Raw genomic sequence first — 21,198 nt, 5'->3', positions numbered from 1 at the left:
ACCTTAGCCCTTAATAACTTCAAGGCCACCCATATAAGGCCGCAGAGCTTCAGGCACAACTATTGAGCCGTCTTCCTGTTGGTAGTTCTCCAGTACAGCGACTAACGCCCGGCCTACTGCCAGTCCAGAGCCATTTAGTGTGTGCATAAGCTCTGGTTTTTTCGCACCCTTGCGACGAAAACGAGCCTGCATACGACGTGCCTGAAAGTCCTGCATATTTGAGCAAGAGCTGATTTCACGGTACGCCTGTTGCGCTGGTAACCATACTTCTAAATCGTAAGTTTTAGCGGCGCCAAAGCCCATGTCACCTGTGCAAAGCAGTACCTTACGGTAAGGCAGCTCAAGCTTTTGCAACACGGTTTCAGCGTGGCCAGTCAGTTGCTCTAAAGCGTCCATTGATTCTTCAGGTTTCACTAGCCAGACAAGCTCGACTTTATCGAACTGATGCTGTCGAATAAGGCCTCGAGTATCACGACCATGAGAGCCAGCTTCACTGCGGAAACACGGTGTATGCGCCGTAAATTTAAGCGGCAGTTCGTCTTCGTCGGCTATCTCGTCACGGTATAGGTTCGTTAACGGTACTTCGGCCGTTGGAATCAATGACATTGGTATTTGGTCTTGTGACTCGCCTTCAATGTGGAATAAGTCTTTACCAAATTTAGGTAACTGCCCTGTTCCCAGCAAAGAATCCTGATTCACCATATAAGGCACGTAGGTTTCCAGGTAACCGTGCTCTTGTGTATGCAAGTCCAGCATGAACTGAGTCAGCGCACGATGCAGACGAGCAATGCCACCACGCATAACCACAAAGCGCGCACCGGTTAATTTCGCTGCAGCTTCAAAGTCCATGCCTTTGGCTAACGCTTCGCCAAGATCAACGTGATCTTTTACTTCAAAGTCGAACGACTTAGGTTCGCCCCAGGTCAGTACTTCCTGGTTTTCACTCTCGTCTTCACCTTGCGGCACTTCGTCTGCCGGCAGGTTAGGGACACCCAGAATAATGTCGTTTAGTTCATCCTGAATGGCTTTAAGTTCTTCTTTTGCGCTATCCAGCTGGTCACCTAAATCACTCACCGCATCGAGTAACGGCTGTATATCTTCACCCGCTGCTTTCGCTTTACCAATCGCTTTGGAGCGACTGTTACGTTCAGCCTGAAGTTGTTCAGTACGTACCTGTACCTCTTTACGTTGTTCTTCAAGCTTGCTGAGTTTAGCAACGTCTAAGTCGAAGCCTCTTTTAGCAAGTGCTTCTGCGGTATTGTCTAATTCCTCACGGAAGTATTTAGCGTCTAGCATGAGTGTCCTATTTAACCGTTGTTGAGTACAACATCATTGCTGCAACAACAGCAGCAATACAGATAATTACGTTTAAGCCTATGTGTAAGGCGGCTTTTAGCATTTCGCCCTGGCTGGCAAGCGTCACAACCTCAACCGAGAACGTTGAAAAGGTTGTAAATGCCCCTAAAACCCCAACACCAAGGAATAAGCGGGTTGTCTCTGACACGGATTGTTGTTGCCCATACGCCAGTAACAGCCCCAATAAAAAAGAGCCTAATATGTTAACGGTCAGCGTCGCAAAAGGGAATGCCCGCAGTCCAAATGATTGCATCCCAAGGCCAATAGCGTAACGTCCCGAGGCGCCAATGGCTCCGCCGGCAGCTACGCAGAAAAAATGCAGCAATAAGTTATTCATCCGGCTCCCTTTTCCAGTCTGACTTAGCGTCCATGTCCTGTAGCCAGCGCAGCTTTTCCTGCAACTTAATTTCTAAGCCTCGCGGCTCGGGCTGATAAAACTGCGCTTCTGCCAGTTCTGACGGTAAATAACGTTCACCGGGCACATAAGCATTTGGGTAATTGTGCGCATATTGGTAATCAGCACCGTAGCCCTGCTCTTTATGCACTTTGGTGGGTGCATTGCGTAGGTGTTCCGGTACCGGCGCGTCGCTGTGCTCTTTTGCCGCCCTGAGTGCCCCTTTAAACGCATTGTACACCGCATTACTCTTAGCGGCACAAGCACAATAAATAACGGCCTGAGCTATGGCTCTTTCGCCCTCTGCCGGCCCTACTCTGTGATACGTATCCCAGGCGTTTAACGCTAGCTGCAGGGCTCTTGGGTCAGCATTACCAATATCTTCAGAGGCAATAGCCAGTAACCTACGTGCTATGACCAGAGCGTCACCGCCGCCTGTTAATAAGCGCGCGTACCAATATAAGGCACCGTCTGGCGAAGAGCCTCGTACCGATTTATGAAACGCCGATAGAATATCGTAATAATGGTCACCCTGATGGTCGAATGCGGTTGCCTTTTCACCAATAGCGGCGGTAATTAGCTCAGGCGTAATAGGCTGACTGCTGCTTTCAACAAAGTCGGCCACCACCTCAAGGTAATTCAGTAGCCGTCGAGCGTCACCACCGGCTAAGTCCAGTAACTTTGCTCTGGCCTCTCCTTCAAGTTGAAGCTGTCTTTCTCCCAGCCCTCTTTCAGAGTCTTTTAACGCTCGCTCCAAAGCAACTTCAAGATCGTTTTTTGACAAGGTTTGCAAACGATAAACTCGAGCACGTGATAACAACGCATTGTTTAATTCGAACCCGGGGTTTTCTGTCGTCGCGCCAACAAACACAATAGTACCGTCTTCAATATGGGGTAAAAATGCGTCCTGTTGGCTTTTATTAAAACGGTGCACCTCGTCGACAAACAAAATAGTCCGTCGCCCCTGCTGTTGGGCAACCTGCTTTGCTTCTTCAATGGCTTGTCTTATGTCTTTTACACCGGAAGTAACCGCACTGATGCGACTGACAGTGGCATTGGCGGTAGTGGCGATGAGCTCAGCCAAGGTGGTTTTACCGGTACCCGGAGGCCCCCAGAGAATCATTGAGTGCAAATGACCTTGTTCAACCGCCACTCGCAACGGCTTTCCGGGGGCTAATAAATGCTGTTGCCCGACATACTCTTCAATAGTTTGCGGACGCATGCGCGCCGCAAGAGGTTTGAAATCAGGCTGAAAGTCTAAATCAAGGCTGGCCACAACAGTTAACTTTGGTCGTCAACATCAACGCCGTCAGGCACGTCAAAAACGAATTGCTCATCATCAATACTTTCGTTTAAAACAACGTCACTTAACATCAACTCGGTGCGTTCACCTTGTGCCTGAACCATCGTTATCTCTTTTAACTTTTCATCGGAGAAAAGAAGCTCAAGCTTCCGACCATTGGTTTCATGCTCAACGAAATAACGTCCTGCTTCTGAACTCACGCTATAGTTTTCCCATTGCTTGCCATTGCTGTCCAGCACCAACAATAACGGACTGTCATCCACCATGTCCTGCTGTGCATAGACAGTGACTTGCTCGACAAATGGGTTGTAGTACCAAACCTTAGTACCATTAGCGATCATTACACTCTCATCCGGCTCTTTAGTATGCCAGTAAAGGCTTGCCGGACGCTTTAGCTTTAATGTGCCACTAAGGTTTTGCAATACACTGCCCTGCTCGTCTCTCACCCTTTGCTGAAAGTCGGCAGATAGGCTTTGCGTTTGTTTCAGGAGTTTCTGTAACTCATGCTTATATGACTCAGGCTCTGAAGCAAATGCACTAAAAGAAACGGCCATAATCATGGTAAATACAACTGCTTTCATGAATTTAATCCCTTGGAGTTCTTGGGGCCAACACTTCGCGCTGGCCATTGTTACCGGCACTGGTTACGACACCGGACATTTCCATTTGTTCGACAATACGTGCAGCGCGATTATAACCAATACGGAATTTCCGCTGTACACTGGACACAGATACTCGTTGAGTTTCGGTCACGAAAGCAACAGCTTCGTCATAAAGCGGATCGGACTCTGCGTCATCCATTTCTTGTTGCTCACCCGGCAGTAAACCCTCTTCACCCTGGTCGCCGGACAGTATTTCTTCCAAATAATTTGGTCGACCGCGTTTCTTCCAGTCTTTAACCACGGCATGCACTTCGTGATCATCAACAAAGGCTCCGTGAACACGCACCGGAGAACCACTTCCCGGCGGTAAATAGAGCATGTCACCCTGACCTAAAAGCTGATCTGCCCCCGGTTGGTCAAGGATAGTACGAGAGTCCACTTTGGAGGACACCTGAAACGCAATACGGGTTGGGATGTTAGCTTTTATCAAACCAGTAATAACATCCACTGACGGGCGCTGTGTTGCCAAAATAAGATGGATACCAGCGGCTCGGGCCTTTTGAGCTATGCGAGCAATAAGCTCTTCTACTTTTTTGCCAACAATCATCATCATGTCGGCGAATTCATCAATGACAACAACTATGTTTGGCAACTTCTCTAACACCGGTGGCAACTCATCCATAGAGTCACCCGGTTTCCAGATAGGATCCCGCAGCGGTTCGCCGGCTTTTTCTGCCGCTTTAACTTTGGCGTTATAGCCTTTTAAGTTACGCACACCTAATGCTGACATTAACTTATAACGACGCTCCATTTCGCCGACACACCAGCGTAAAGAGTTTGCCGCATCTTTCATGTCGGTCACAACTTCTGTCAGCAAGTGTGGAATACCCTCGTAGACAGACAACTCGAGCATTTTCGGGTCAATCATAATGAGTCGGACATCTTCCGGTGTGCTCTTATAAAGCAAGCTCAGAATCATCACGTTGACACCAACGGACTTACCTGAACCTGTCGTACCTGCGACCAGGAGGTGCGGCATTTTAGCTAAGTCCACAACCACAGGTTTACCCGCAATGTCTTTACCTAAAATCATTGTCAGTGGCGAGTCGCTGTTCGTGAATTGGTCGCTGTTGATCACCTCACTCAGCTGTACGATTTCGCGATGCTTATTCGGAAGCTCCAGCCCCACATAAGACTTACCGGGTATAACCTCAACTACCCGCACTGCAACAGCGGACAACGTACGAGCAATATCTTTTGCTAAATTCGATATTTTCGAAACCTTAACCCCCGGCGCTAAGTCCAGCTCAAACCGGGTGATAACAGGTCCCGGCTGAACGTGGGCTACACGAACATCAACGCCAAACTCTTTTAATACGGTTTCAACCGTACGTGAAACTTGATCAAGTTCTTCCTGGGTAATGGGGTTGTCTTTTTTGTTTGGCCGGTCCAGAAGCTCTATCGACGGTAAAGGAGGAAGTAATTCGCCTTCGTCTGCATCATCGCTTTCCGGCTCTTTTGTTTTTGGTGTTGCCGGTTCGCTACTGTTTGTTTTTTTCTTCGCAGCTTGTTTGCTGAACCGTGGTGCACCACTCTCATCATGCTCATCATCGACAGAGTTTATCGACGGCAGGCTCAATACCGGCTCTTGTTTATCCGCGCCAAATAAGTCGCTGGTTAAGCTCGAAGCGCTTTTTTCTTCCAGCGCTTGCTCTCGCTTTTCATTGTAGGTTTCGTCATTTTCACTATCTGATGCTTCTGTGCTACCTCGGCTATTCCATAGAACTTTTGCCTTTTCTATCAGCCATAAAACACCGTCGATAACCCACTCACCTAATTTGTCTGCAACCTGTAACCAGCTTATTCCGGTAACTAAGGTTACTCCGGTAAAAAAGAAAGTCAGTAGCAGTAAGGTGGTACCCACAAAATTCAAATACGGCAGTAATGAAGCGGCGATAACGTCGCCAATGACGCCACCGGCTGAAAAGTAATAAATATCATCGAAGTTAATGGAAGACAGCGCAGAAGCGCCAATCAGCGCGAGCATTGCGCCAATCATACGTAAACTAACTGCCAGGTAATCCATTTCCAGCAGTTGGTAGGTTTTTCGGAATAATAAGTAGCCTACACCGACAAAGCCAAAAGGAATAAGATAGGCCACAAAGCCAAAAGCAAATAGAAGGACATCGGCCACCCACGCGCCTACGGCTCCACCCGCATTATGTATGCTTCCTTCATAACCTGTTTGTGACCAACTGGGATCAGCCGGGTTAAAGCTCACCAATGACAAAAAAATGAAAATGGCTAGCGCACCACTTATTAGCAACCCTGCTTCTAAAACTCTTTGTACACCTGTCATTATCTTATTGCAGCGCCTTCGTTAATATTATTATTGGTATTCATTAGTATTCGCATGATTGTAGCGGATGTCAGCCCTAATGTTACCCCTTTACTAATACTTTATTTTCCTGTTTTACCTCTTCCATGACCACATAAGTTCGTGACTCATCAACCCCGGGCATCATTAACAAAGTTTCACCCAGTAATTTACGATATGCACGCATATCGGGAACTCGTGCCTTTATCAGAAAATCGAAATCACCCGCCACTAAATGGCACTCTAGAATTTCATCCGTTTTTCGTGCTGCCTCACTAAACTCCGCAAAAGCGTCTGCGGAAGTTCGCGTCAACGTTATTTCAACGAAAACCATCAGGTTAGCACCTAATTTAGCAGGATTAATTTTAGCATGGTAACTTTCTATAACCTGTTCGCGCTCCAGCTTGCGAACACGCTCCAGGCAGGCTGTCTGGCTAAGGCCTACACGCCTTGCCAGCTCCACGTTTGACATGCGTCCATCGTCTTGCAATAGACGAAGGATCTTCCTGTCAGTTTTATCAATAGTGACTTCTACGGGCTGCTCGGCATTAAACATCATAATTCTCTAAATAATTAACTTTAAATAGTGTATCACACCAAAAAATAACTTAAAAAAAGTAAGTAATACACTAGGGTTTACGTCTATAATTTGCGCCAAATAATTTCCCTTAAACACGAAAATTTTAAGAGGCAGACAATGCTAATTGGTGTACCAAAAGAAATTAAAAACCACGAATACCGCATCGGCTTAACACCTGCTGCTGTGCGCGAGTATGTGGAGAATGGCCACGACGTTATCGTTGAAAACAACGGTGGTGCTGCTATTGGCTTCACGAACGAACAATACATGGAAGCCGGCGCGACTATTATTGATACACCAGAAGAGATTTTCCAGCGTGCCGACATGATTGTAAAAGTAAAAGAACCTCAGCCAAACGAATGCAAAATGCTTCGTGAAGGCCAAATTCTTTATACTTTCCTGCATTTAGCCCCAGACCCAACTCAAACGGAGTTACTGGGTAAAGCAGGTTGTACTGCTATTGCTTACGAAACGGTCACAGATAACCGCAACGGTTTGCCTCTTTTAGCACCGATGAGTGAAGTTGCCGGTCGTATGTCAATTCAGGCAGGTGCACACTACTTAGAAAAAGCACACGGTGGCAGTGGTACCTTATTAGGTGGCGTTCCTGGCGTAGCGCCGGGCAAAGTACTGATCATCGGTGGTGGTGTTGTTGGAACTAATGCTGCAAAAATGGCTATTGGCCTGGGTGCTGAAGTCACTATTCTAGATCGCTCTCTGCCTCGCTTACGTGAACTGGATGATATTTTCGCTGGCCGTGTACAAACGGTTTACTCTACCGTTGATGCCATCGATAAATATTCTCAGGAAGCCGATTTAGTCGTTGGCGCGGTTCTTATTCCCGGCGCTGCAGCACCTAAACTGCTTACGCGTGAAAACATCAGTAAGATGAAACCCGGTTCAGTACTGGTTGACGTAGCTATTGACCAGGGCGGTTGTTTTGAAACATCAAAAGCGACAACGCACCAGGACCCTGTTTACATCATTGATGACGTTGTTCACTACTGCGTCGCTAATATGCCAGGTGGCGTTGCACGTACCTCTACTATCGCTCTTAACAATGCAACTTTGCCTTACGGCATTGCACTTGCGAACAAAGGCGTTAAAGCCATGTTGGAAAACGAGCACCTGTTACGCGGCCTGAATATGCACAAGGGTAAAATTACCTACAAAGCTATTCACGACGATCTGGGTCAGCAGCTAGGTCTGGACTACCAGGACCCACGCGAAGCTCTGCAGGGTTAATACTGACTCTAATAGAAACAAGCCCGTGAACAAAAGTTTGCGGGCTTTTTTGTTGCGGTTCTTGTCGGTCAAGCTTGTAAACCCTACAATCAATCCCCATAGCTAAATAATAAACAATCAAAAACGCATTAATGGAGTTTTTCTAATGGCTGAAGCCAAACACTGTAAGTTACTTATTCTGGGATCAGGACCTGCTGGCTATACAGCTGCAGTCTATGCTGCACGCGCTAATTTAAACCCTGTTATGGTCACAGGTATGCAACAAGGTGGGCAGTTAACCACCACGACCGATGTAGAGAACTGGCCCGGGGACGCAGAAGGTCTGACCGGTCCTGATCTTATGGTGCGTATGCAACAGCATGCGGAACGTTTTGATACAGAAATTGTGTTTGATCATATCAGCAGCGTCGATTTTTCTAAGCGCCCTTTCCAGTTAAAAGGTGACGTTGGCGAGTATACCGCGGACTCAGTTATTATCAGCACAGGCGCTTCAGCTAAGTACTTAGGCTTAGACTCAGAAGAAGCCTTCATGGGTAAAGGCGTTTCAGCTTGCGCAACGTGTGACGGCTTTTTCTACAAAAAGCAAAAGGTCTGCGTTGTCGGCGGTGGTAATACAGCCGTTGAGGAAGCGCTATACCTGTCGAACATTGCCAGCGAAGTACACGTTATTCATCGCCGCGACACTTTCCGTGCGGAGAAAATCCTGGTTGACCGGCTGCATGAAAAAGAGCAAAACGGGAACGTTACCTTCCACCTCAACAAAACCTTAGATGAAGTTCTGGGTGATGATGCAGGCGTTACCGGTGTTCGTATTAAAGACACCAAAGACGGCAGTACAGAAGAGCTGGAAGTCGCTGGTTGCTTCATTGCTATTGGACACCAGCCAAATACCGGTATTTTTGACGGCGAACTGGAAATGCAGGACGGTTACATTCAGGTGCAGAGCGGTCTTCAGGGCAATGCAACGGCAACCAGTGTACCGGGTGTTTTCGCTGCAGGTGATGTCATGGATCATATCTACCGTCAGGCTATTACTTCTGCAGGCACAGGCTGTATGGCTGCATTGGATGCCGAGCGTTACCTTGACGCACTGACTAAGTCTTAGTCGTCTACAGTGATTGTCCAGCTCGATCCGGCATCGATCAGTTTCCCACCAACAGCGACAGCTTTGCACGAACCCAATGGGCTACTCGCTGTCGGTGGTGATTTATCGCCGGGTCGGCTAATACATGCTTACCAACAAGGTATATTTCCCTGGTTTTCTGATAACGACCCTATTCTTTGGTGGTCTCCCAACCCCAGAGCCGTCTTTTTTCCGGACAAAATTCACGTCAGCCGCTCTCTTGCCAAGGCAAACCGGAAACCAAACTGGCAAATCAGTATTAACCGTTGTTTTGTTGATGTTGTTCGTGCCTGTGCCGATCAGCGTTCAGAGAACGAAGGTACCTGGATAACCGAAGAAATGATTGAGGCTTATTGCAAACTTCACCAGTTAGGTCATGCACACTCGGTCGAGGTTTGGTTCGATAACGAACTCGCCGGCGGTTTATATGGTATTTCTGTTGGTCGTGCATTTTGTGGAGAAAGCATGTTTCATTATAAAACTGATGCCTCTAAAATTGCATTAGTGCGCTTTGCCCAGCATTTTAATAACTGTGGCGGACAACTTATCGATTGCCAGGTCGGTAACCCTCATCTATTTTCATTGGGTGCGGTTAATCTGCATCGGGAACGCTTTTTAATGAAATTGAATATAGCTCAACAACAGTCCATGCCGGAAACTTTCTGGCAAACTCGCGAGCTTTCTAATTTCGGAGAGTTATAGTGCAGTTTGGAGTGACGAAAGAAAGTCAGTGTCACTACTTAACGGCAGAAGACGAACGTCTCGTTGTCGCCCTCCCCAATGAGCTGGAACCACTTAACGCCGATCTTTATCAGCAATTAATGCAACACGGCTTTCGAAGAAGTCACAACGACGTTTACCGCCCTCATTGTCGTTTATGCAGCGCCTGCCAGTCTCTCCGGGTAGTTGTGCCCGAGTTTCGCTTTAGTAAGAATCAAAAGCGACTGTTAAACAAAAACAGCGATTTAACTCTTAGCATTAAACAAGCACCGGAGGCTGACTATGATGAGCTATTCTCGCGCTTTATTAATGAACGTCACTCTGACGGCGAGATGTACCCGCCTGACCCTGATAAGTTTTGGAACTGGGTTTCCTGTGACTGGTTAACACCGGAATTATTAGAATGGCGTAATGACCAGGAAGAGCTCATTATTGTTTCGGTTGTCGACAGAACCGCGGACGCCATGTCAGCAGTTTATACCTTCTTTAATCCTGATCACGACAAACGCTCACCGGGAACATACGCCGTACTGGAAATGCTCCGCTTAGCGCAGCAAAGACAGGTATCGAGACTGTATCTTGGGTACCAAATTGATGACTGCAAGAAGATGAATTATAAGACTCGATTTGCGCCATATGAACGACTGGTTGGCAATCATTGGAAAAAAGAGCTAAAATCGCACACACTTTAGGCTTCAAACAAATATTAGAGGATTTTAATGGCGAAAGAAGACAGTATTGAGATGCAAGGAACGGTTCTTGAAACCCTTCCTAACACTATGTTCCGAGTAGAGTTGGAAAATGGTCATGTGGTTACTGCCCATATTTCAGGAAAAATGCGCAAGCACTATATCCGCATCCTGACAGGCGATACCGTGACTGTACAGTTAACTCCGTACGACCTGACTAAAGGCCGCATCGTCTTCCGCGCACGTTAATCCGCACTGAGGATTAAAAAAACCGGCCTGGTTAACGGGCCGGTTTTTTCATTTCTGACTGACGTCCTAAATTAGCCTTCGACAGTTTCGTTCTTACTGTCGTAGTCAAAGGTTAATCCGTCTTTGTCGTTCGCGCTGACCTTCACGCTTCCGCCACGGGCAAGCTTACCGAACAGAATTTCATTGGCTAACGTCTTTTTCAGGTGTTCCTGGATAACCCGGCTCATTGGACGGGCACCCATTTCCTTGTCATAGCCCTTCTCTGCTATCCAGGCATGAGCTGAAGGATCAACCTCAAGAGAAACGCCTTTCTTATCCAACTGAGCCTGCAACTCGCAAATAAACTTATCAACGACTTGTTCAAGCACTTCCCGCGTCAGGTGGTTAAACCAAACAATACCGTCCAGGCGGTTACGAAATTCCGGCGTGAAAATGTTGTTAATTTCAGCAAGCGCATCAAAACTGTGATCCTGCTGCTTAAAGCCAATGGATTTACGAACAGTTTCACGAACACCTGCGTTTGTTGTCATAACAATAATGACGTTGCGGAAATCAGCCTTACGGCCATTATTATCCGTTAAAGTACCGTTATCCATTACCTGCAGCAGTATGTTGAATACATCGCTGTGAGCTTTTTCAAGCTCATCCAGCAACAACACACAGTGTGGCTGCTTGATAACCGCATCGGTTAACAAACCACCCTGCTCATAGCCGACATAGCCGGGAGGTGCACCGATTAAGCGACTCACTGCGTGGCGTTCCATGTATTCCGACATATCAAAACGTACCAGCTCAATGCCCATAGCTTTAGCCAGTTGCTGAGTAACTTCCGTTTTACCAACACCCGTTGGCCCGGCAAAAATGAAAGAACCTATTGGCTGGTTTTCGTTAGCAAGGCCTGAGCGTGACAAGCGAATAGCCGCTGTCAGCTTATCAATCGCTTCATCCTGACCAAAGACAACCATTTTCAGATTGCGATCAAGCTGTTTCAACAAGTCTTGATCGGACTGGGAGATCGACTGCTCAGGAATACGGGCTATTTTCGCAATAATGGTTTCAATATCCGATACACCGACCGTTTTACGACGTTTCGATGGCGGCAGTAAACGCTGTGAAGCACCGGCTTCATCCATGACATCGATGGCTTTATCCGGTAAATGCCGTTCATTAATATATTTAGCAGAGAGTTCTGCCGCTGCTTTAATAGCTGGCTGCGTGTAGCGAATGCCATGATGGCTTTCGTATCTCTCTTTTAGACCCATTAATATTTTTGTGGTGTCTTCCACTGAAGGTTCAACCACATCTACTTTCTGGAAGCGGCGAACTAATGCTCTGTCTTTTTCAAAAACGTTCTTAAACTCGTTATATGTCGTCGAGCCAATACATTTTAACTGACCACTGGAAAGCAGAGGTTTTATCAGGTTAGACGCATCCAATACGCCACCGCTGGCCGCACCGGCCCCAATAATGGTATGAATTTCATCGATAAATAAAATGGCATGCTCTTTTTCCTGAAGCTCTTTCAAAAGCATTTTAAAACGCTTCTCAAAATCCCCCCGGTATTTTGTTCCCGCCAGCAGGTCACCCATATCCAGTGAATAGATGGTTGCATCGGAGAGAATTTCAGGCACTTCGCCCTTAATAATTCGGTAAGCCAGGCCCTCGGCTATGGCTGTTTTACCCACACCGGCTTCACCCACTAAAAGCGGGTTGTTTTTGCGCCGACGGCAGAGAATTTGAGCGCAACGCTCAAGCTCGTAATCGCGGCCTATCAGTGGGTCTATTTTGCCTTCTTTAGCCTGCACATTAAGGTTAGAGCAGAAGCGTTGTAAATAACTCTGCTGCTCGTCATTACCTTTCATTGCCTCTTCTTCGACCATTTCTTCATCTATCGGCTCGTCATCAATACGAGATATTCCGTGTGAAATGAAGTTAACAATATCCAGCCGGGTAATGTCGTTCTTATTCAATAAATAAACAGCTTGGGATTCTTGCTCACTAAAAATAGCGACAAGAACGTTCGCTCCGGTAACCTCAGCGTTGCCAGAAGACTGCACATGAAACACAGCGCGCTGCAGCACACGTTGGAAGCCTAATGTCGGCTGTGTATCAGGACTTTCCTCGTCAGGACCGAACAATGGTGTACTACGGTCAATGTAACTCAGCAGTTCTTCTTTCAATTGTTGAAAGTTTGCCCCACAGGCACGAAGCGCTTCAGATGCATCTGGGTTATCCAGCAATGCAACCAATAAGTGCTCAACTGTCATCAGTTCATGATTACGTTCGCGCGCTAGCCGAAACGCATCGTTTAGCGTTAATTCAAGGGCTTTATTCAACATAGACCACTCCTTCCCAGACAACTCGGCTCATTCCTGCTCCATAGTACACAATAACGGATGCTGATTTTCCCGAGCGTATTGGTTTACCTGTACGACTTTAGTTTCGGCGATTTCCGCAGAATATACACCGCAAACGGCCTTCCCTTTATAATGCACCTGTAACATGGTGTCCGTGGCGCGCTCCTGATCCATCTTAAAAAATCTCATCAACACTTCAATCACAAAATCCATGGGCGTGTAGTCATCGTTATTAATGATGACTTTGTACATGGATGGTGGCTTGAGCTCCTGCTTTTCCTCTGTATCGCTAAGGTGCTGGTGGTCAAACTGACTCATTTATTAACAACCTGCCATAATAATAGTTTTAAATTTACCCGAAATGATAAAAAAACAACCAAAATATTAACAACGTAGGTTATTTTTTAAACTTTAGGGCTTGACTAATCACTCACGTCACCTAGAGTTAAACATGGTGCTAAATCGGCGATTTTTCAAGCCACCGCACCTAATAATAATAAACTATCTGTTACAGAAGAAGGATGTAGAAGTATGGCTACCGGAAAAGTCAAATGGTTCAATAATTCGAAAGGCTTCGGCTTTATCGAAAGCGAGGACCGCGAAGGTGATATTTTCGCTCACTATTCAACCATTGAGATGGAAGGCTATCGCACACTGAAAGCGGGACAACCCGTAGAGTTCGAACTCGAGGAAGGTCCCAAAGGTTTGCACGCCAACAACATTGTTCCCGGTCCTGCCGATAAATAATACCGGCTTAACCAAACAATTAAGTGCCTTTAAAACGCCGGCTTGTCCGGCGTTTTAATTCACTAAAACATCTTCTAACTATCTATACCAAAATAACGCCGTAATTGATCACGTAAATTCGGTGGCGTCCCGTTTATTGTCAACGTATCAGTGGCTGCATCGTAATGCACTCTCTCACCTAAGGCTGTGTGATCAAAGCCGACACTAACACCGCCCCCCTGTCCTTGAAACTTCACCAGCTTACGCAATGTCGACTTATCCGCCGGAAAATCATCAACTAATTCGCGTGAATTCTGTTCTGCAAAATCTTTAGAGAAACTTTCAAAGCTTTTCTCTGCAGGATAAGCCTCTGCAAACTGCTCTGAGAGATCTTTAATTTTTACCGTATCGCCTTGCTTCCATTGGTCGTCACAGTATTCATAAGCGGCTTTGCTTAATGCTTGCCGTTGCTCATTTTCCAGCTCAGACTGCTTGGCATACTCTTGCACGGAATCAACCAGTTGTTGTGTATGAGCTTTTGAATTTAAGCGCTCGGTACAGCCTAAAAAATCTAAAAAGAAATCGGAAACCTTACGTCCGGCACGACCTTTAATAAAAGAAATGTACCTTTCGCTTTCAGGCGCCGTTTTCCATTCAGTTAAATCAATTCGTGCCGCTAACTGTACCTTTGTAATATCAAGTTGAGACGAGCGGTCAACAGCTAAGTCAGGGTTAATTGTGACCCCTTCCTTTACCGGTAAGAAACACACCAATAAATATTCAATACTAATGTGCTGGTAACGAGTAACCAACAGGAAACCCGCTTCCAATAAGTTATAGTTTTGCAGCTCTTCTAAAAGTAACTTGGCAGACTGCTGACTGAATTCAACAAAGTCCAGTTGTCCGTCATACCAAGAGGTTAGCTGCTCGGGGAAAGGCCCCGGCTCGCCCTCTTCGCCTTCTTTTATAAAGCTGGCATAACCTTTTGCGGGTTTGCTGGTATAGACATCCGTTAACTCAACTAATAAGTCATGTAACTGGTCATCTTCCGTTAACGCTGAGGGAGCCAGTCGCAAGCCGACCTGTCCGTCATTTTGGTAAAACTGGTGAATAATGCTTTCTTCTATCCGCAATTGCATAACGGGGACTATCCTTGCTGTTTTGCTGTGTTACTATACCGACATTGTAACACGGGACTGACGAACGATGGGAAAGTACCAACGTAGAGATAAAATTGCCCGACTAATAAGCTGGGGACATTGGTTTACCTTTGCCAATATCATTCTTTGCTTATTTATTGGCCTTTTATATATTGAAGCGGCTCCCAAGCCATCTAGTGCTATTGGCAACCTCTATATGTTGGTTAGCTGGGTTGGCCACTTTGCATTTTTACCCTTCGTTTTCTTTATCATTCTGATATTTCCATTCTGTCTGGTTGTGCCATACTCAAAGATACTTAGAGGTTTTGCCGCATTAATAACCTCGTTCGGCCTGATAGCACTTATCGCCGATGCATTATTTTTCCGTCAATACGGTTATCATTTAAATACCTATTCTCTGGCGCAAATGACCCGGGACGCCGAGGCCGTGTTCACCGGAGCCAGTTTCGTTATCATTTCTGCCATTTTACTTGGCTTCCTGCTTATTGTCGGTATTCAGCTTCTGCTCGCTAATTTAGCCTGGAAGCGTCTCGATGATCTGCAAAACCGTAAAATTGGTGCTCCGGTCACAGCGGTTTTTGTTCTATGCTTTTTTGTTAGTCACAGCGTTCATGTGTGGGCTGATGCGGTGCTTTACGACCCCATTACGCAACAAGACGACATGTTCCCCTTGTCCTACCCGACAACGGCAAAAACCTTAATGGCGAAACACGGGGTAATAGACGTTGAAAGTTATCAGGCCAGACAGCAAATGCTCATGGCGACTGATCAGATCAAACTAAAATATCCTCAGCAGCCCCTACTGTGTTCAAAAACCGACACACAGCAGTCAACCACTCTTGTACTCTTTGACCGGGCAAGTTCCGACATACAGCAGGTATTAGAGACTCTGGCAGCTAAACACCGGCTGGAGAAGCCCAAGCTGCAATTGCTGGCACACCCTAACCGCGAAGGTGGTCTGTTTCAGGTTCTGTATGGTCTGCCCGACTTTTATCAGGAATCTATTGAGCGTCAGCAACTCACTCCGGCGTATCTGAAGCCGCTGAATGACTTTAACTTTGATATTCGCTGGTATCATAGTCAGAACTGGGAAGATTCGCTTAGCCTGAGCCAGTTCAACAGTGATTGGCACAGCCAAAATCTCACAGAGTTTTCGGCCCGTAGTCAAAATCAACTGAATGTTGTTCTAATGACCGAAAGCGATATTTCAGCACTAGACAAGGTACTTCAGCAAACGGCAGGTCATCAGTTGCTGATAACATCCTTATCACCCGCACAAAGTGAAGAGTTGTTAGGGAATAAGCAGTTTGCACTTGAGAATATGCAAGTACCACTTTGGCAGCGTGACTACCAGCTGGCTAATCAACCGATTGCCGGGCTAATGGACATTGTACCAACCATGCTGGAAAACCGAATTTCCTGCGCAGGCTCTCATAAAAATTATACAAATGGCGAAAGCTTGCAAACACTTAAACGCCGCTGGCCTTTAGTTGAAACCTACAGCCCTTACATTGTTATCTACGATGAAAAAGAGATTACGATTCTGGATAACAGCGGTCAGTTTAGCGTATACAGCAGCGACAAATTTGAATTGAAGAAACAAGCCGAGCCACCGGTTCCTGTGCTGATTGACGCACTTAAAGACTTGAAGCGCTTTAGCAAAACGGAAGAAACCAATTAATTGATGAAAATAGCAGCAGTTGACTGCCCTAAACCGCGTTCGTGCTTGCTAATTCAGACCAATACAGTAACATAGCACTCCTCGGTCGGCGTGTAGCGCAGCCTGGTAGCGCACTGTCATGGGGTGTCAGGGGTCGGAGGTTCAAATCCTCTCACGCCGACCAATTCTTCCATAGGATTTCAAACAAAAACAGTACGTTAGAACACCTCACTCAACATCTTATGTTTCAGTTGGGATGTTCCTTTTCACCAAATGTAGCACCAGTGTAGCGTCCTGTTTTAAGCCTAAACATTAAAATTAATCATACGAATACCTGATACCCGAACCAACTTTCAATTCTAAAAGAAGCCCGTCAGGTCTAGTTTCTCAGAGTGATATTTAAGAATACAGTACCTAAACCTTCCCCCCTTTTATAAGGCATCTGTCTTTTCCTTTTTATCTCACTAGCCTTAGATTCGAAACTAAGCTAAATTGGTGTTTAACAAGGTTTTTAAAGCTAATGTATTGCGAGTTTCCTATACAAGCTACTTAGCTTGCCGAAGTTTTGCTTTAATAGGTTTAAGGGAATAGAAATGAGTAGATGGATTGAAAACTTCGAAAATCACCCATTTCAGGCAAAGTGGTCGGAAATACTAGAAGCATCAGATGCACTTATAATTGACGACTCCTCTGTAACTACGGAAGTTCAAGAGCTCTCTAGATTTAAGAAAGCAGTTACTTTTGTCAATGAATTGCTACAGTCTATTGATCCAGAACTTACTCCAGAACAAACTTGGGCTAACTTTGATGGGCAAGCTCAACACTGCCTTCAAAGGTTGAGAAATTATCAATCGGATAGAAATGTCGGTCATATTAGGAATGCAAATACTCACGTTGATAACCTTTTAACCTATATTCGCCCTTATCAGGTAACGGCGTCCAACCAAGCAAAGTCTGCGAAGAGATCTTATACGGAATATTCAAAAACCATTAAACAGCATTTATCAAGCTTTCATGATACTGCGAATAGATTATTAGAGGATATTAAAGCGTTAAGAGACAGTGATGCTACGGAAACAGTCAAGAAGCTCAATGAACTACTAGATGAAGGGCAAAACGCTCTAAATAACTCTAGAGATATCGAGTATGAGATAGAGTCTCTTCGAACACGTCTTCTGGTTGATACTGATGAAGCGGATAGTGTAGAAAAGCAGGTTGATGAACTGGTCATTCAACTTGAGGAGTCAAGCCGAAAAATTAATGGCTTTAAAGCTCAGTTACTTGAGGGGGATGACGACGAGCCGTCTATTGCTTATGAAATTAAAGAAGCAAAACAGGCTGCTGCTGACGATAGTACGGAAATAAAAGAGCTTCTATCTGACACTAAGAAGAAGCTCTCTCAGTTTCACGACTATTATTCTGAGGTTTTTGGTTCTGTTGATGAAGCCGGCAACAGGCAAGGCGGGTTAAAAAGTGAGCTCGAACTGAGGAAAAAAGAACTAACTGATTTTGAGGCGGTTCAAAAGAAAAGGTATGAAGAGCTGAACTCTGAAATAAATAGCCTTATTCCTGGCGCTACGACTGCTGGATTGGCGTCCGCTTACAGAGAGTTAAAAAACCAGTTCTCTGGCCCTATCAAAATATATACATGGGTATTTTTCGGCTCAATAGCGCTCATAGCTACAGTTGCTCTGTTCACGGTTGATGCAAAGAGCTTTTCTGAACTGTCTAGTAACTTTATCAACCGTTTACCTATTTATATACCACTAATTTGGATAGCCATGTTTTCGTCTAAACGAAGAAATGAAGCACACCGGCTACAACAGGAATATGCCCATAAAGAGGCTATCGCTAAGTCTTACCAAAGCTTTAAGATGCAAATAAATAACCTTAATGATAGCGATGACGCAATGATGAAGCAGCTATTAACGGCCGCAATCAAAGCTATTTCGCGTAACTCGTCAGAAACCCTTGATAGTGCGCGCAGCGACGGTTCACCGGCTCAAGAAACCATAGAGAGTATAAAAGGTACAGGTAAGTCCACAAAGTAGAAAATTTAACGACTATTGCTCTGACAGACTCATCATCGCTATCGACTATGGAGTTATTGATAAGTCCTATTTTAGCTACTTATCCGATTATGCGTCTTAAGTGAAAAGTACTTCTTAATTTTAAATTTTGTTTGAAATACTTTTAGCTATAAAGGGCGGACAACAAACACAAAAAAGCGACTTTTTTTTGATGGCGGGTTTCTTTCAACTGAATGGACACGGTCGGAATAAAGAAAGCTTAGAGGACAGGCATCGGTCTAAAGCGCCCACAGACTCGGCCTTTTAGACCAAAAAAAAGGGATGAGCGAGGGAAAACACAATATAGTCTGTGCAAAAATTAATTTTCAGATCTAAACAATATAAAAGACCTTCAGATTTCGTTACTTCAAAAACTGGACATGTCACTTTGCAGCACTACTATCCAGGTGATTTTCGCTGAATATAGAGGTTAAAAAACAGCACATGTGCTGTGCTCGGTATTAACCATAGACTTCGCGACAAGCAAAAGAGTTTGAAAAAACGGAAATGTCCAATTTTTAAAGTGAGCCAGTGGCCTTGCCTTTACGCAATAAGATCGAGCGCAAATTACTGCATTAACAATAGTTGACGTATTCAAATACGCGGTAGGAATACTTATTTAACGTAGTTCTCTAAAGCATCGAGCAATTCGTAAACATCGACATAAGGATTAAGTTGGTAAGGCGCTGTTTTTCCGTGTTCAGCGCAATCCATAGATTGTTGATTTATTCTCTTAGCATTATCAATAGCTACTGCCACTTTATCTTTAATCTTATCGTAGAGTTCGGGCTGAACTTTGTCGTAATCTAGCCCAATACTCTGATAATACTCTTTGATCCCACTATGCTTTTCAAGGTCAGCACAATTGCTGTAAGGGGTTGTCGTTTTTTGGAAATGAAGTAATATCCAGTATTCGAAACACACATTCGAAAAGCCTATATTTATCCCGTGAGCTTCAGCTTTTTGTCTAGCTCGATGGTGAAGCTCATCTTCGTACTTTGCCGGAGACTCTCGGTCATAAACAACCCACACCTCGTCTCCTTTCACACCTGCCTTTTTACTTTTTATCGCTTGTTCCACCAACTGTACAGGAGTGTTTTTGTCAGTATCTTCAATGACGATTATACTTCGATGTTCAGGATATTTATCTTCTTTCAAGCCTTTAAAATAAAGAGGTTCAGTCTTTTCTCCCTCACAGAATATTCTGAATACTGGCTTTACCCTTTTTTCCTTATTCTTTCGGCGTTTCGGCATCCCTTACTCCATATTCTTCAAAGTATTCGCAATATCTTTGTAATTAATTTCGGGAATCCCACCAAAACGTCCCTCGTTGTACCATTTTGAAAATGGACTACTATCTCTCAAGGAACTATCAAATTGATCCAAAGAACTATACTCGGTTCCCGTTTTAGCAGTTTTGGAACACAGATAAACCTGGTCCTTACGAAGCAACCGCTGAGACATCAGAGAAATATCATGAGTCGTAAAGATTAGCTGGGCACCATTTCTGTTAACACTTTGATCATTAAACAATCTAATAACTAGTTCTGCAATGTGAGGATGCAAACTCGATTCAATCTCATCTATCATGAGAACCTCCCCATGCTTTAAGACCATCGAAATATACGGTATTAAATCCAAAAGACTCCGAGTTCCGTGCGACTCGAGTTTGTAATCAAACTCGATTAACTCCCCACTTTCTCCCTTGTGATAAAAGAGCCGCTCTTTGCCAAATCTATCGAGTACCTCTTCTCTTATAGGTTTCGGCATGCTATCAGGAAATTTTTCTAGTCCCTCTGGCAAGTCGATCTCATTTATTTCAAATTTCTCGATCCCGAAGTCAGCTTTTGATAAAAAAGCGTCGACAACGTTCCTTATATATGAGCTCTTTTCCCAATCCCTAACACCAAATCTTGCACCATTTTCAAGTACGTTCACAGAACGATAAAAGTAATTATAAATATCCCGAATGAAATCCGGAGACTCAGGGTTATTACCAGCTTTGGACAAGTAAGAGTTGTTTCGGAAAAAAGCGTGAGCTTTCCTCCCCCCTCTAAACGAATCTCCAAACTTTATCGTCTTTGGATCTGAGAACTCATCTCTAGTGAATAGATTTGATGGTCTAGAACTTCTGTACACATCTAGTTTTTCAAAAGAGATTCGCTCTCTATTATAATGAATACTGTAGCTGTAACGAGTTTTCTTTACTATAAACTCAATTTCGAACTTAGTGTCACTTTCTCTAGAAGAACTGGACAAGAGGTAAGGCTCATAACCTTTTATTGCGTCTCCATCTTTCAAGCTTCCACTTTCTACTACCATTTCTCGCAAAGCGTCTACAGCCAATAGTAGATTGGTTTTCCCTGAAGCATTTGCTCCATAAATCGCAGCTGTCTTAAGAATACCGATATCAGGATCTATAAATTCAATATTTCCAGCATGATGTTTCGGTTTTCTCTCAGCATACATACTGAAAAGTTGCTCGTCTTTAATAGATCTAAAATTTTCAACAGTAAAGTCGATGATCAATTTATCGTCCCTCTTGGGCGTATTCGTCAATTTTCGACGAGAAAATTAGTTTCAGCACA

19 protein-coding genes and 1 tRNA gene are annotated in these 21,198 nt (G+C 44.9%); 9 read left to right on the top strand and 11 right to left on the bottom strand.

Annotation, left to right across the window (positions count from 1 at the left end):
• Positions 1–3 precede the first annotated feature (3 nt).
• The 6 genes from serS to lrp form a co-directional block, all read right to left on the bottom strand.
• Entirely contained in the window at positions 4–1,296 is a 1,293-nt protein-coding gene (serS, locus tag VBY75_RS02375; RefSeq protein WP_416510847.1) for a serine--tRNA ligase, read from the bottom strand.
• A gap of 7 nt (positions 1,297–1,303) precedes the next feature.
• The gene (gene crcB / locus VBY75_RS02370) at positions 1,304–1,693 is read right to left on the bottom strand and encodes a fluoride efflux transporter CrcB (RefSeq protein ID WP_278358705.1); all 390 of its coding nucleotides are present in this window, start codon (positions 1,691–1,693) and stop codon (positions 1,304–1,306) included.
• Positions 1,686–2,972, bottom strand: a complete 1,287-nt coding sequence (locus VBY75_RS02365) for a replication-associated recombination protein A (RefSeq protein ID WP_416511476.1) — start codon at positions 2,970–2,972, stop codon at positions 1,686–1,688. The genes crcB and VBY75_RS02365 overlap by 8 nt, the downstream gene beginning before the upstream one ends.
• A 59-nt stretch (positions 2,973–3,031) precedes the next feature.
• Positions 3,032–3,634 (bottom strand): outer membrane lipoprotein chaperone LolA, encoded by a 603-nt coding sequence (lolA, locus tag VBY75_RS02360; RefSeq protein WP_416510845.1) that lies wholly within the window; start codon positions 3,632–3,634, stop codon positions 3,032–3,034.
• A 4-nt stretch (positions 3,635–3,638) separates the two neighbouring features.
• Positions 3,639–6,014: a DNA translocase FtsK 4TM domain-containing protein gene (locus VBY75_RS02355; RefSeq protein WP_416510843.1), complete on the bottom strand. Its 2,376-nt coding sequence runs from the start codon at positions 6,012–6,014 to the stop codon at positions 3,639–3,641.
• An 82-nt stretch (positions 6,015–6,096) separates the two neighbouring features.
• Positions 6,097–6,591 carry a leucine-responsive transcriptional regulator Lrp gene (gene lrp, locus VBY75_RS02350; RefSeq protein WP_222237000.1) on the bottom strand — a complete coding sequence of 165 codons (495 nt, stop codon included), beginning with the start codon at positions 6,589–6,591 and terminating at the stop codon, positions 6,097–6,099.
• A 138-nt stretch (positions 6,592–6,729) separates the two neighbouring features.
• Here lrp and ald point away from each other — a divergent pair, with 138 nt between their 5' ends.
• The 5 genes from ald (at position 6,730) to infA (ending at position 10,638) form a co-directional block, all read left to right on the top strand.
• Positions 6,730–7,857 (top strand): alanine dehydrogenase, encoded by a 1,128-nt coding sequence (ald, locus tag VBY75_RS02345; RefSeq protein ID WP_054487867.1) that lies wholly within the window; start codon positions 6,730–6,732, stop codon positions 7,855–7,857.
• Positions 7,858–8,002: 145 nt separating this feature from the next.
• Positions 8,003–8,962, top strand: coding sequence for a thioredoxin-disulfide reductase (gene trxB / locus VBY75_RS02340; protein ID WP_224797382.1), 960 nt, complete (start codon positions 8,003–8,005; stop codon positions 8,960–8,962).
• A 9-nt stretch (positions 8,963–8,971) separates the two neighbouring features.
• Positions 8,972–9,682, top strand: a complete 711-nt coding sequence (gene aat / locus VBY75_RS02335; RefSeq protein WP_222235386.1) for a leucyl/phenylalanyl-tRNA--protein transferase — start codon at positions 8,972–8,974, stop codon at positions 9,680–9,682.
• Complete coding sequence (locus VBY75_RS02330; RefSeq protein WP_278358707.1) at positions 9,682–10,392, top strand: arginyltransferase; 711 nt, start codon at positions 9,682–9,684, stop codon at positions 10,390–10,392. The genes aat and VBY75_RS02330 overlap by 1 nt, the downstream gene beginning before the upstream one ends.
• A 27-nt stretch (positions 10,393–10,419) precedes the next feature.
• A complete protein-coding gene (gene infA / locus VBY75_RS02325; protein WP_054487875.1) occupies positions 10,420–10,638 on the top strand; it encodes a translation initiation factor IF-1 in 219 nt (72 codons plus the stop codon).
• A gap of 71 nt (positions 10,639–10,709) precedes the next feature.
• On the opposite strand, the gene clpA is transcribed toward infA, so the two are convergent.
• Positions 10,710–12,977 (bottom strand): ATP-dependent Clp protease ATP-binding subunit ClpA, encoded by a 2,268-nt coding sequence (gene clpA, locus VBY75_RS02320; RefSeq protein WP_416510839.1) that lies wholly within the window; start codon positions 12,975–12,977, stop codon positions 10,710–10,712.
• A 27-nt stretch (positions 12,978–13,004) separates the two neighbouring features.
• Entirely contained in the window at positions 13,005–13,313 is a 309-nt protein-coding gene (gene clpS / locus VBY75_RS02315) for an ATP-dependent Clp protease adapter ClpS (RefSeq protein WP_011233927.1), read from the bottom strand.
• 213 nt (positions 13,314–13,526) lie between these two features.
• Between clpS and cspD the strand changes: the two genes are divergently transcribed.
• Positions 13,527–13,742 carry a cold shock domain-containing protein CspD gene (cspD, locus tag VBY75_RS02310; protein ID WP_054487879.1) on the top strand — a complete coding sequence of 72 codons (216 nt, stop codon included), beginning with the start codon at positions 13,527–13,529 and terminating at the stop codon, positions 13,740–13,742.
• Between the two features lie 74 nt (positions 13,743–13,816).
• Here cspD and yejK read toward each other — a convergent pair whose 3' ends face one another.
• Entirely contained in the window at positions 13,817–14,860 is a 1,044-nt protein-coding gene (gene yejK, locus VBY75_RS02305) for a nucleoid-associated protein YejK (RefSeq protein WP_416510836.1), read from the bottom strand.
• Positions 14,861–14,927: 67 nt separating this feature from the next.
• Between yejK and VBY75_RS02300 the strand changes: the two genes are divergently transcribed.
• From VBY75_RS02300 to VBY75_RS02290, 3 genes are all read left to right on the top strand, one after another.
• A complete protein-coding gene (locus VBY75_RS02300; protein ID WP_416510834.1) occupies positions 14,928–16,562 on the top strand; it encodes a DUF3413 domain-containing protein in 1,635 nt (544 codons plus the stop codon).
• Between the two features lie 86 nt (positions 16,563–16,648).
• Positions 16,649–16,725: transfer RNA gene (locus VBY75_RS02295), tRNA-Pro, on the top strand.
• Positions 16,726–17,134: 409 nt separating this feature from the next.
• The gene (locus tag VBY75_RS02290) at positions 17,135–18,592 is read left to right on the top strand and encodes a hypothetical protein (RefSeq protein WP_416510833.1); all 1,458 of its coding nucleotides are present in this window, start codon (positions 17,135–17,137) and stop codon (positions 18,590–18,592) included.
• Between the two features lie 633 nt (positions 18,593–19,225).
• Here VBY75_RS02290 and VBY75_RS02285 read toward each other — a convergent pair.
• Positions 19,226–19,864, bottom strand: coding sequence for an RloB family protein (locus tag VBY75_RS02285; protein ID WP_416510832.1), 639 nt, complete (start codon positions 19,862–19,864; stop codon positions 19,226–19,228).
• Between the two features lie 3 nt (positions 19,865–19,867).
• Positions 19,868–21,139 (bottom strand): AAA family ATPase, encoded by a 1,272-nt coding sequence (locus VBY75_RS02280; protein ID WP_416510830.1) that lies wholly within the window; start codon positions 21,137–21,139, stop codon positions 19,868–19,870.
• Between the last annotated feature and the right edge of the window lie 59 nt (positions 21,140–21,198).

Source organism: Idiomarina sp. HB, from assembly GCF_048059115.1.
Taxonomy (GTDB): Bacteria; Pseudomonadota; Gammaproteobacteria; order Enterobacterales; family Alteromonadaceae; genus Idiomarina; species Idiomarina abyssalis.
The sequence above is the reverse complement of the archived record's forward strand: the minus strand, read 5'-3'. Positions and strand labels throughout refer to the sequence as shown.

Excerpts from the sequence above, each read along its gene's own strand:
- VBY75_RS02290 (WP_416510833.1), top strand. The coding sequence starts at position 17,135 with ATGAGTAGATGGATTGAAAACTTCGAAAATCACCCATTTCAGGCAAAG.
- yejK (WP_416510836.1), bottom strand. The coding sequence starts at position 14,860 with ATGCAATTGCGGATAGAAGAAAGCATTATTCACCAGTTTTACCAAAAT.
- cspD (WP_054487879.1), top strand. The coding sequence starts at position 13,527 with ATGGCTACCGGAAAAGTCAAATGGTTCAATAATTCGAAAGGCTTCGGC.
- VBY75_RS02355 (WP_416510843.1), bottom strand. The coding sequence starts at position 6,014 with ATGACAGGTGTACAAAGAGTTTTAGAAGCAGGGTTGCTAATAAGTGGT.
- serS (WP_416510847.1), bottom strand. The coding sequence starts at position 1,296 with ATGCTAGACGCTAAATACTTCCGTGAGGAATTAGACAATACCGCAGAA.
- VBY75_RS02285 (WP_416510832.1), bottom strand. The coding sequence starts at position 19,864 with ATGCCGAAACGCCGAAAGAATAAGGAAAAAAGGGTAAAGCCAGTATTC.
- crcB (WP_278358705.1), bottom strand. The coding sequence starts at position 1,693 with ATGAATAACTTATTGCTGCATTTTTTCTGCGTAGCTGCCGGCGGAGCC.
- VBY75_RS02300 (WP_416510834.1), top strand. The coding sequence starts at position 14,928 with ATGGGAAAGTACCAACGTAGAGATAAAATTGCCCGACTAATAAGCTGG.
- lolA (WP_416510845.1), bottom strand. The coding sequence starts at position 3,634 with ATGAAAGCAGTTGTATTTACCATGATTATGGCCGTTTCTTTTAGTGCA.
- trxB (WP_224797382.1), top strand. The coding sequence starts at position 8,003 with ATGGCTGAAGCCAAACACTGTAAGTTACTTATTCTGGGATCAGGACCT.
- VBY75_RS02365 (WP_416511476.1), bottom strand. The coding sequence starts at position 2,972 with ATGCGTCCGCAAACTATTGAAGAGTATGTCGGGCAACAGCATTTATTA.
- ald (WP_054487867.1), top strand. The coding sequence starts at position 6,730 with ATGCTAATTGGTGTACCAAAAGAAATTAAAAACCACGAATACCGCATC.
- clpS (WP_011233927.1), bottom strand. The coding sequence starts at position 13,313 with ATGAGTCAGTTTGACCACCAGCACCTTAGCGATACAGAGGAAAAGCAG.
- lrp (WP_222237000.1), bottom strand. The coding sequence starts at position 6,591 with ATGATGTTTAATGCCGAGCAGCCCGTAGAAGTCACTATTGATAAAACT.
- clpA (WP_416510839.1), bottom strand. The coding sequence starts at position 12,977 with ATGTTGAATAAAGCCCTTGAATTAACGCTAAACGATGCGTTTCGGCTA.
- infA (WP_054487875.1), top strand. The coding sequence starts at position 10,420 with ATGGCGAAAGAAGACAGTATTGAGATGCAAGGAACGGTTCTTGAAACC.